A 12,213-nucleotide genomic window follows, 5' to 3' on the forward strand; every position below is an offset into this window, starting at 1 on the left:
AGGGAGTAAAGTTTCCACTCGCCAAAGTACAAAACTCCATCCCTTGCTTAAAAACGCTAATTAATTAAAAATGTTAACTAACTAACACAACAAATTTATGGAAATTAATTTAAGAAATGTTTTTTTCTCTCAAAGAAAGAAACTAATTAAAGTTGTTATGAAGAGTTTTGTATTCTTATTATGCGCAACTGTATTTGGTTTTACATCAAACAATATCTTATCTCAAAATGTAAAAATTAATGTTGATGCCAACAAAACACTAAGTGTTGATGGGGTTTTTGATTTAATAATGAATCAAACCGATTATTCATTTGTCTATCAAGCCAATTCGTTTGATTATCACCCTAAAGTACAGTTGAAAAGGGGAAAGATTAAAATTGAGAAACTACTTCAATTAGCACTGACTAAAGGGGAATATTTTTATGATTTATCTTCAGACAAAACAATCGTCATAAAAAAAATACCCGAGAGAACTATTGCGCAAGCAATTGATACAAACTTATCTCAACAAAACATAACAGGAGTTGTTGTAGATGAAAGAGGTGAACCCCTTCCTGGAGTAAATGTATTAGTTAAAGGATTGCAGGCAGGTACTTCAACCGATTTTAATGGTGAATACAAGGTAAATATTCGTAATCAAAATGAAAATACGGTTTTGATATTTACTTTCATGGGGTATAAAGACCAAGAAGTGGTTGTAGGTAACAAAACAGTCATTGATGTGAAAATGGTTCCAAGTCTTGCAGATCTTGACGAGGTAGTTGTTATAGGTTATGGAACATCAAAAATTAAAGATGCCACAGGGGTTATTTCTAGAATAAGCGCGAAAGATATTGAGTATGCTCCCATGGGTGCTAGTGTAGAGAGTCTATTGCAAGGTCGATCGGCTGGAGTTAATGTGCAAATACAATCGGCATCACCTACTTCTCCAATAAGTGTAATTATAAGAGGAGCTTCGTCTCTTTCAGGAAACAACCAACCTTTATGGGTTATAGATGGTGTACCCCAATACTCTTCTACAACTTCAGGTAACATAGCAAACACTTTATACAACTTAAACCTTAATGATGTTAAAAGTGTTGATATTTTAAAAGATGCTTCTGCTACAGCTGTTTATGGCTCTAGAGCTGCTAATGGTGTTGTTATAGTTACAACTAAAAAAGGTAAGGCAGGAATGAAACCTGTTTTTGAAGTTTCTTCTCGTGTTGGAGTTCAAGTAATGGATTTTAATGGATACCAATACTTTGAAGCAGATGAATATAAGGATTTTGCTGATGCAGCAGCTAGAGAAATGGTAATGGCAAGACCTGGATTTGATTACTTCTCTAGATTATATTTAGATCAACAAGCCTTTTTTGATTTAAACTCAAGTGAATACGATAAAACCGATTTACAAGTTTTACCAACTGCATATTTTGATGGAAATACCAAATGGCAAGAAGAGATGACTCAAAACCCTATAGTAACGCAACATGATTTTTCGGTTCGTGGTGGCTCAGAAGCAACAACCTATTTTGTATCCTTCAATTACAGAAATATGGAAGGGATTGTTAAAACAGGCAAAAGTGAATTATATGGCGGTCGTGTAAATTTCGATACCCGAATAAATAGTAATATTAAATTTGGGCTTAATTTAAGTGGTAGCACACGTAACTCTGATGACAAAGATTATATGCTAGATATATTAAAGAAAGTTAGACCAGATATTCCAGCATTTAATGAAGACGGAAGCATTTTTACCAAAGACCGTTACACAGAGAACCCTTACACAACCTTAAAAAATATTCGGTCAGGAAAAGGTATTACATTCAATGGAACTGCTTTTTTAGATATAGGAATTGTAAATGGACTTGATTTCCGTACAGCCTTTACTAACAACTATACAGATAGCCAAAATTTAAATTACTCTAGGTCTGGAAGTACATTTAACACTACCGGTAGCCGAAGTTGGTTTAACAGTAAAGCTTCTTTAAACGTTTGGGAAAACACATTAACGTATGCGAAGATGATTAATAACAAACATGACATTCGTGCTTTAGCTGGCTACTCTGTAGAAAATAATATCGTTCGGGGGTATTCAATGGATGCTACAAACTTTCCAGATGATGACATTTTAAATAACTTCAGCTCTGCAGCTTCTGTAGGAAACATAACCGAAACCCAAACAGAAAACGCATTAATATCTCAATTTGCTCGTTTGCATTATAAATTTGACGATCGTTATATTATCTCTGGTACCATTCGTAGAGACGGGTCATCTCGTTTTGGAGCTGACAAACGTTGGGGGATATTTCCTTCTGGTGCAGCCGCTTGGTTAGTGTCTAGTGAGAAATTCATGCAAAATGAAAATATTACTAAATATGTAAATTATCTAAAACTTAGAGCTTCTTTAGGTTTATCAGGATCACAAAATCTCGGTAACTTTGACTGGATTACACAAGTAGGATCTACTCGGTATAATGAAAACCCAGCTATCCAGCCCAGTTCTATTGGAAACCCTAACTTGCAGTGGGAGCAAACACAAATGTTTGATTTAGGATTAGACTTTGGTTTATTAGATGATAGAATTTATGGTTCTGTTGGTATTTATCAAAAAAGAAGTGATGAATTAATCTATTCATCTCCTTTGGCTCCAAGTTCTGCGTTTAGCAATATTACCTCAAACGTTGCTTCAATTAAAAATGATGGATTTGAATTTGATATCAAGTACGATATCCTTCGTGCCTCAAATCAACGGTTAACCTTTGATTTCAACTTTGCAAAAAATGTAACCAAAGTAACCAAAATCAATGGAGATACGGAAGAACTATTATTTCCTAGTAGCCGCACCACTTACATAAAAATGATAGAAGGTGAAGAAACAGGACAATGGTTTGGCTTCCAAACCGCCGGAAGGTTTTATGTTAATGCAGAAGATGCCATCGCTAATCAAGGTAGAACTGAAACAGGACAAACAACCTATTTAAATAGCGCACAAGAAACAGCAGGCGATTTAATTTTTATCGATCAAGATGGAGACGGTAAAATCACCAATGAAGACCGTGTAAATTTAGGATCATCTGTCCCTAAAGGTTTTGGAGGTTTTGGATTAACCTACCGATATAAAGGTCTTTTTGTAAATGCAGCCTTCACCTACGCTTTTGGCCATACAAGATTGTGGAAAATGCCTCTTAGTGATATTGGATATGTTGGAAATTACAACCAATCAAATTTAATTGCTGGTCAAAGCACCATTTTAAACAGTCCTTATGAAGCAAGCTATCCTAGAATGGCTCAATACGGCATTGGAAGTAATAATAGATTCTCAGATTTCTACCTTCATGATGCTTCGTACTTGCGTCTAAATGCGCTAAATATTACCTATAAACTTCCTAGTAAACTATTTAAAAACATGGTTGTAAATGGAATAGATTTAACCTTTCAAGCAACAAATTTATTCACTATAACTAAATATCCAGGATTTGACCCTCAAGGAAATTGGACTTCTTCTTCTATAGGATCAGGAATGGCTGTAGATGCAAGTACCTATCCAGCCGCACAAATTTACAATCTTGGAATTAAAATCAACCTACAGTAAAAAATCAACAAATGAAAAATTTATTAAATATATCATTGTTCACCTTAATTGTTACGGTGAGCGCCTGTTCAGACTTTTTAGAAAAAGAACCGAGTTATTCCTTAAACGAAGAAAATGCATTAACCTCTTTTAGTAAAGTAGAAGCTGCTCTAGGAGGTATTTATGCAAACTTTAGAACAGACAATTGGTCTGGAGCCCTTTATGTGACTCTTGCCACTAAATCCGGATTTGTAAGATGGAGTAGTGGCGATTATGAGATGGAATATAACCAACTAAATAATACTTATACAGGAAATGGATTTTGGGGCACTTTTTACCAAACATTAAATGCCGCAAATTTTGCAATAAATGGAGCAAATAACCTTCCGCAAAACGCTGTTCCTAGCGAAGCAGATCGTGAAGCTCTAATTGCAGAAGGTAGATGCTTGCGCGCATGGATAAATATTAATTTATTATGGAATTATGGACATTGGTGGAGTGATGATAATGCCAATCCCTACGGATTATTATACAGAGATGAAATAACTAATCTTAGTAATGTTGAGAAAGCTAGAATTTCTGTTGGTGATAGTTATGATAAAATTTTTGAAGATCTTGATTATGCCATTGATAAATTAGGTTCATTCTCAAGTTCAAGATATGTTTCCAAAGAATTTGCAAAAATATTAAAAGCTAAAATTTTACTTTACCGTGGAGGATATAACAATAACACCTCAGAATTAAATGAAGCACTTGCACTAGTTAACGATGTGCTTGATTCTAGTCCAGCAGGTTTTGCAATGCAAGAGGACTTAGCCCAAGTTTATGAAGATGCATGGGATTCTCCAGAAAACTTATTTGTAAGATATTTAGATGAAGATGGGCGTAGAACTTCTAATGCTGGATATTGGTACCCCTATGGATTATCACAGATTGTAGGAGACAGATTGCCTTTAGGTCCAGGAGAAAGCTTAACTGCTGGTCTTGAATATGGAATTGACTGGTTTAAAGCCGATCCAAGGTGGGATATCGTAACTGGACCTGTAAGAGGAGCCGAGACCTGGGATAACAGAATGTATTACACTTGGCCAAAATTAGCTCGTTTAGGTCGTTATGCTGGACTACAATCTAATCCTCCAAATGAGAAGTACGCCGCATACTATTTCAGATATCCTGAATTATATATCATGAAATCAGAATTACTTGCTAGAACAGGGGCTTCAATATCAGATGCCATCGCTCCTATCAATATAATGCGTTCTATACGCACTAACCCGAGTTTACCTAGCTTAAACCCTAGTAATGAACAAGAATTAATGGATTTAATTTTTCAAGAATATTTCTTAGAAACATTTTTAGAAAATGGTAGTGAATTTTTTGCATCACTCAGATTTATGAAAGCAGGTAAACCATGGATAGAAACCATTAAAGGTGGAAAACCTTTAGAAGAAAATAAAATTTGTTATCCAATTCCAAATGAAGAAATGGTAAATAACAGATTAATGATTCAAAATCCAGATTTAGAATAATTTAAACCAAAACGAATATGAAATTCATACAAAAACATATACAAATTATAGCTATTTTAACATACTTACTTAGCTTATATTCTTGCGCAGATGATAGTATAGAATTAAAAATTCCTTATCCTAATGATGTTACTTTTAATGAGCTTGAATTAGATAGATTTACTTATAAAATTCCTACTACCCCCTTTACAACTGGAGATGAAAAATCAGGTGTAATCACCGTAAATGTTTCAGTTGGTGGTAGTGGGGCTTATAGTGGATTTGCACTCTCTAATAAAAACTGGCGTTCTTATCCATGGAACTTAAGTCCAGATTTTGCCCCAGCAGGAGGAATTACGCCAGCTGAAAAACAGGCTTCAATTGATTCTACAGCCTTTAGTGTAACAACCGTAAGACCCAATAGAACTGAAAATTATTTGGTAGGACGCGCAGATGGAGAGGATGCTTACTTTACACTAAGCACTCCTGCAACCGTTGAACATGTACTGGTGGCAAATACTACCTATAACTATTTACTAGCTTCCTACGGTTCTATTTATTCGGGCACATTTAACACTGAAACACAATCCTACACTATTGATGGTTCTAGGGTAAGAAATATTCAAAACCCCAATACCTCAGCTAGTCGATACGGACGTTTTACCTTACCTGCCCCTAATGGATCAAATGCAGTTCGACTAAGTGGTCATGCTGAATTAGCCAAAAGAGAGGCTGGTACTACGGCTGCCGAAGCTACACGAAACGCTGGTGGCACTGAAACTGAAGCAATAAACGATTCCATTGCGGCATATAATGCGCTATCAACGGGCTATATAAAGCTCAAAATAGAAGGTTATTTAAATGAAACACTTACGGGAGATGTTGATTTTTATTTAGCGGCTTTACCAAATATCGATCCAGAAAATCCTGAGTACGATTTCATTTTAAATGATTGGACCAAAGTTGATTTAACTTCCTTAGGAGAAGTAGATAAAGTATTATTCAAAATATCATCCTCTTATACCGATGAGGTTGGTACAATGGTTTATGATCCTACATTTTGTTTGGATGGTATTCGTTTAACAAATTAAAGTCATAATTATGCAATTAATCAAATTAATAAATATAACAGCTATAGTTTTTTTTAGCCTGCTATGGTCTGCACAAATAACCACCGCAGAAGCAGTAGCCTCCACCAAAAACTCTTTTGTGATTAATGGAGAATTAAAAAACTTAAGTAAAGATATCTGGGTGCATCTAAGTGTTAAAGGAACTAAATCTCCTATAGATAGCGTAAAAACCCATCAAGGAAAATTTGTGTTTAAAGGAAGGGTTGAAACCCCTTCCTTATACACGCTTACTTTTTTAAGAAACAAAAAAAAGAAAAATAGCAGACCTCCATATCAACCAAGTTTTCAACTGTTTTTAGAAAATTCAAATATTTCATTACAGGCAGACTTAAATTTATTACCAAATAGCTATTCCGAATTATATAAAAACCCTTTAGCTTATAAAACTGTAAAAGTATCTGGGTCTAAATCACATGATCAGTTCATGGATTTTAAAAATACCCAAGATATTTTAGACCAAAAGCGCTCAAATCTTTTTATGGACAAATACATTGCTTATTTAAACCCTAAAGATGGTGCAGTAAAGGGTTCCATAAGCGAAGGGATTAGTATAGTTCAAGAGATTGATGCTGCCGCTTCAAAAGCCAAGGAAAATATTATCACATTTATCTCAAAAAACAAGAATAATTATGTTGGTCTTGCGGTAGCAAAAAATAGATTGAATAAATTTAATTTTAATGAAATTGAAACTATTATAAATAATTTTTCTTCAGAAATTAAAGAAAGCCAAGCTTTTGCCAACTTTAAAACCGAGGCCACAAGAGTTATGGCTTCGGCTAAAGGAGCTAAATTTATTGATTTCAATTTTAAAGATCACCATGGAAATCTGGTTAAACTTTCAGACCATGTTGGCAAAGGTAAATATGTTTTACTAGAATTTTGGGCCTCTTGGTGTGGACCTTGTCGTACCGATATTCCACACTTAAAAGAAGCTTACAAAGCCTATCACCCTTCAGGATTTGAAGTTATAAGCATATCAATGGATGAGAGTAAAGAAAAATGGCTAGAAGCAATTAAGGAAGAAAAAATGTCTTGGTTACAAGTTTCTGACTTAAAAGCCTTTGACGGAGAATTAAATAAACTGTACAATTTTCAAGGTATCCCTACTTGTATCTTAATTGATCCATCTGGATATATTGTAACTAGGAATATGCGTGGCTCATGGATGGATGCTAAGCTTATTGAACTTTACGGAAATAAGTTTAATAAATAAAAAACTCTTAATGTAATAACAGCTCTAAAGTATTAAACTTTAACACTAATAAAAACTTAGTAACAAAAGTTACAAGTAACGCATAATCCGTATCAATATTCCTTATAAGAGGTAATTAAAAGGAAATCATAGACACATCAATACCAATGGTTTAAATTGGAATATAAGGGTATACCTCAGTTTATGAATTATTATAAAATAAATTGTAAAGTGTCTTATACTCTACTACTCTACACCTAAGTTTGATTGAAATTTTAGAGTTTCATGAACACCTTATTTAGCCATCATTTACGCAAATATCCAACATTATACTTAGAAACTACTTGAAGAGATTAGATTACCTTTTCTAAAAAAGCATAAATAACAAACACAAATAAAAATTATTACAATGAAAAAAATTTTTTACGTCCTATTATCACTAATCACATTTATATCTTGCAAAAAGCAAAAGCCAACATTAAATTACGCCATCGTAAAGGGAAAACTTGACGGGGCTAATTCTGGTGACATTATTATTGCAAATAGCTTAAAAAAAACATCTAGCTATACTATAAAAATTAATGAAGATGGCAGTTTTCTAGACACACTAGATCTTGTTCAAGGCTATTACGATTTTAAATATAATAATAAAAAAACATCTCTCTACTTAGATAAAGGTTTCGACTTATCTATTACTGCAAACACAAAAAATATTGATAGCACATTTTCAATAAGCGGTAATGGGTCTGTAGAAAATAATTTTATAAAATATTCAGAAATGGATTTGAAAAAATTTACAGGGAATGAAAACTTCTATCTCTTAGAAGAATCTGCTTTTGCAAAAAAAATGGATGAATTAAAATCATTAAAAACAAATTTAGTTGCGAGTAATGATGAATTACCCACTAAATTTAAAGCCTTTAAAGAAAAAGAGATTGAATATAACTATTTATATTCTCTAAACTCTTATGAAAGATTTCATAAAATATATACAAAAAATCCTGATTTTAAAGTTTCTGATGAGTTTTTAACCTCTCTAAAAAATATCGATTATAATAATGAAAAAGATTATTGGCTATACATAACATATCAATATTTAGTAGCAAAACATTACACCAAACAAGCTGAAAAATTGAGTGAAATAAAATCTATACCAGAGGATATTGCGTCTTTAAGAACTTATGCAAAAGTTCCAAGCGAATCTATTAAAAACAATTTATCGAAGAAAGGTTCCACTTTTGCTATAACCATTACAAAACATTTAGATGATTATTATAACGCATTTAAAAAAGCTAATACAGATAAAGAACAATTAAAAATAATTGAAGAGTACTATAACAAACTAAAACAGGTTGAACCAGGAAATCCATCACCAAAATTCTATAATTATGAAAATTATAATGGAAACACCACATCCTTGGAGGATTTAAAAGGCAAATATGTTTACATTGATGTTTGGGCAACTTGGTGTGCACCATGTAGGAAGGAAATTCCTTTTTTAAAGAAAATTGAAAAAAATTACCACAATAAAAATATTCATTTTGTGAGCATATCACTAGATACACCTCAAAATCATAAAAAGTGGAAGAATATGATTAAAAAAGAAGAACTTGGAGGCATTCAGTTATTGGCTGATAATGATTTCCAGTCAGAGTTTGTAAAAGACTATGTCATTAAAGGCATTCCAAGATTTATTTTGTTAGATCCCAATGGCAATATTGTAAATTCCAACGCACCAAGGCCTTCCAACGAAAAACTTATCGATTTACTTGATGAATTGAATATCTAACATATTTAAAATAGAATTTTAACATTTCATTAATAGGGGGGGATCTCAAATAAAGCATCTTGTATATATAAAGATTATCTACTTAGTTTTTATTCATATTATAGAATTAGTCACTCGTATATGAAGAAAAATAAAAGGGCTGTCTTTTAAGCAGCCCTTTTTGTTTAAAACTATAAAAAGATAAATAAAGAACTATTTAACGTTTTAAAAAGTAAAGCAATTTATGAAACAATCATTTTTTACACTTATTTTTTGTGCAGTCCTTAATTTAGGAGCTGTCTCTCAAACAATTGACTATAATAGCCAATTGCCAATTGATACCTCAATTAAAAAAGGGGTATTGCCAAACGGGTTAACTTACTACATAAAAAGTACCGATGTAGTTAAAGGCGCGGCAAGCTATTACATTATACAAAACGTGGGTTCTATTTTGGAAAACGACAACCAACAAGGGTTGGCACACTTTTTAGAGCACATGGCGTTTAACGGTACCGAAAACTTCCCTGGTAAAGGTATTTTAAACACCTTACAAAAACACGGTGCTGTTTTTGGAAAAGACATTAATGCCTACACTAGTTTTGATGAAACAGTGTACAACTTAAACAACATACCAACCAAAGAAGGTTTGGTAGATACCTGTTTAACTGTTTTGCACGATTGGTCCAACTATCTTTTATTAACTGATGAAGAAATTGATGCCGAACGTGGTGTAATTAAAGAAGAATGGCGTACACGCCAAAACGGACGCATGCGTTTATTTAAAAAGAGTTTACCTGTAACTTTTAATCAATCAAAGTATTCTGATAGAATGCCCATTGGTTTGATGAGTATTGTAGAAGGCTTTGAGTACAAAGCACTAAGAGATTTTTATCACGATTGGTACAGGACAGATTTACAAGCCATCGCCATAATTGGAGATGTAGATGTTAATGGGATAGAGCAAAAAATTATTGAGAAGTTTTCTACAATACCAGCGGTAGATAACCCAAAAGAACGATACGTAGTAGATATTCCAGAGCACGAAAATATGCTTTATAGCCTAGGAACAGACCCAGAAGTATCAACAGCAAATATTAATTTTGGTATTCGTCATAAAAAATCATTAGAAACCGAAACAGTAGGTGATTTAAAGCGTAGCCTTTTAGAATCTATGGCTATTAGTTTGCTATCTGAACGTATTTCAGAAAAATCACAAAAACCAGAAGCTAATTTCTTAGCAGCAAGATTAAGTTATAGACAAATGTCGCGAACCGCAAATGCATTTGGCGTTAGTGTTTATCCTAAGCCAAACGAACAGCAAAAAGCTTTTCAAGAAGTGTTGACCGAAGTGGTTCGCGCCATAAAATTTGGTTATCTGTCATCTGAAATCGACAGAGCCATAACCAAAATAAAGGCATCTTACGAAAACCAAATAGCTAAATTAGATGATAGAAATCACGGACAAATAGAACGTGGTATTCAAAACAACTTTTTAAACAATGCGACCATTACCGATGTAGAGAAAGAGTATGCCTTAGTACAACAAATTTTAGCATCAGTTACTCCAGAGCACGTGCATAATACCTTAAAGCGTCTATATGCTAAAAAGAATAGATATATTAACGTTACTGGGGTAGAAGGGCAAGAAAATTTAACCGAAGCTCAAGCTACTAACATTATTGATCAAGTAGAAAATGATAGTGATATCGCCCCGTATAGCGAAGCCTTGGCGGGAAAAACATTGGTATCCGATTTAAATATTGTACCAGGAGCCATTGCAAAAACAGCAAATAACAAACAGACAGGTGCGACAACATATCAGTTAAGTAATGGTATAAAAGTGCATTACAAGTTTGTGGACAAAGAGAGGGACAAAATTGCCTTGAGTGCTTACAGTTATGGCGGAACATCGTTATTAGGTGATGCAGATTTACCATCGGCAAACATGTTAGGTAATTTAATTGGAATGTCTGGTTTGGGCGATTTTAGCGCTACAGACTTGCAAAAGGTACTAGCAGGAAAAACAGCAGGTGTTCGCGTAGGTTTAGGCGATATAAGCGAAACGGTTTCTGGAAGTTCAAATACCAAAGATGTTGAAACCATGTTGCAATTAGTTCATGTTTATTTTGTTAAGCCTCGATTTGATGAAGAAGCTTTTAAGGTATTACAGAGTAATATCGATAATTACATCGTAAAAAGAAGTAAAGACATAGGTGAAAAAATGCGCGACAGTATGACGGTTGCCCTTTACGGAAAAAACAACCCAAAAGAGCGTATTTTCAACCAAGATTATGCCAATGCTATTTCATTTGAAAGAATAAAGAAAATTTACACCGACCGTTTTGCTGATGCTTCCGATTTTGAATTCTTCATTGTCGGCGATGTTAAAGAAGCACAGTTAAAACCATTATTAGAGCAGTATTTAGCGAGTATACCAACCAACAATACAAACGAAGCATACAAGGATAGTGCTTCAGAATGGATATCAAATCAAATAGATAAAGATATCTATCTTAAGATGGAAGACCCTAAAGCGACGGTTAATATTTCGTACAAAAAGGAAATGCCTTATTCAAAACCCAACGAGATTTACACCAATGTTTTAGGCGATATTTTACAATTGCGCATTACAGAAAGCATTCGTGAAGCCGAAGGAGGTGCTTACAGTCCGCGAGTAAGTGCAAGTTTTTCCAGAGAGCCAAAATCGCAAGCTTATGTGTCTTTTAGATTCGATTGTAATCCAGATATGGCCGATAATTTGGTAAATATTGCCAAAGGCGAACTAGAAAATATTGCCAATGGCATTGTTAAAGAAGCCGATTTAAACAAAACCAAAACCAACTTTATAAAAGAGCGTGAGCAAGCAAAAGATAAAAACAGTTACGATATGAGTGTGTTAGTAAATTATTTTAGATACAACACCAATATTAACGACCCTAAAAACTTCGATAAAATTGTAAACGGTATAACCAAAAAAGACATCCAGAAAATGGCAAAAGCCATATTAACAAGTGGTGAGAGCTACGAGATTGTTTTTAAACCAAAATCATAATTTACAT

6 protein-coding genes are annotated in these 12,213 nt (G+C 33.7%); all 6 read left to right on the forward strand.

Annotated elements, in window-relative coordinates; all coding sequences use genetic code 11:
* Positions 1–97 precede the first annotated feature (97 nt).
* The 6 genes from ABI125_07920 (at position 98) to ABI125_07945 (ending at position 12,206) form a co-directional block, all read left to right on the forward strand.
* On the forward strand, positions 98–3,577 hold the full coding sequence (locus tag ABI125_07920) for a SusC/RagA family TonB-linked outer membrane protein (GenBank protein XCF07776.1): 3,480 nt from the start codon (positions 98–100) through the stop codon (positions 3,575–3,577).
* Between the two features lie 11 nt (positions 3,578–3,588).
* On the forward strand, positions 3,589–5,085 hold the full coding sequence (locus ABI125_07925) for a RagB/SusD family nutrient uptake outer membrane protein (protein ID XCF07777.1): 1,497 nt from the start codon (positions 3,589–3,591) through the stop codon (positions 5,083–5,085).
* A gap of 17 nt (positions 5,086–5,102) precedes the next feature.
* Positions 5,103–6,155, forward strand: a complete 1,053-nt coding sequence (locus ABI125_07930) for a DUF4465 domain-containing protein (protein ID XCF07778.1) — start codon at positions 5,103–5,105, stop codon at positions 6,153–6,155.
* A 10-nt stretch (positions 6,156–6,165) separates the two neighbouring features.
* Positions 6,166–7,407 carry a TlpA disulfide reductase family protein gene (locus ABI125_07935; protein XCF07779.1) on the forward strand — a complete coding sequence of 414 codons (1,242 nt, stop codon included), beginning with the start codon at positions 6,166–6,168 and terminating at the stop codon, positions 7,405–7,407.
* A gap of 388 nt (positions 7,408–7,795) precedes the next feature.
* Positions 7,796–9,175, forward strand: coding sequence for a TlpA disulfide reductase family protein (locus ABI125_07940; protein ID XCF07780.1), 1,380 nt, complete (start codon positions 7,796–7,798; stop codon positions 9,173–9,175).
* A gap of 223 nt (positions 9,176–9,398) precedes the next feature.
* Entirely contained in the window at positions 9,399–12,206 is a 2,808-nt protein-coding gene (locus ABI125_07945) for an insulinase family protein (GenBank protein XCF07781.1), read from the forward strand.
* The last annotated feature ends 7 nt before the right edge of the window (positions 12,207–12,213 follow it).

This window comes from Tamlana crocina (assembly GCA_040429635.1).
Lineage (GTDB): Bacteria > Bacteroidota > Bacteroidia > Flavobacteriales > Flavobacteriaceae > Flavisericum > Flavisericum crocinum.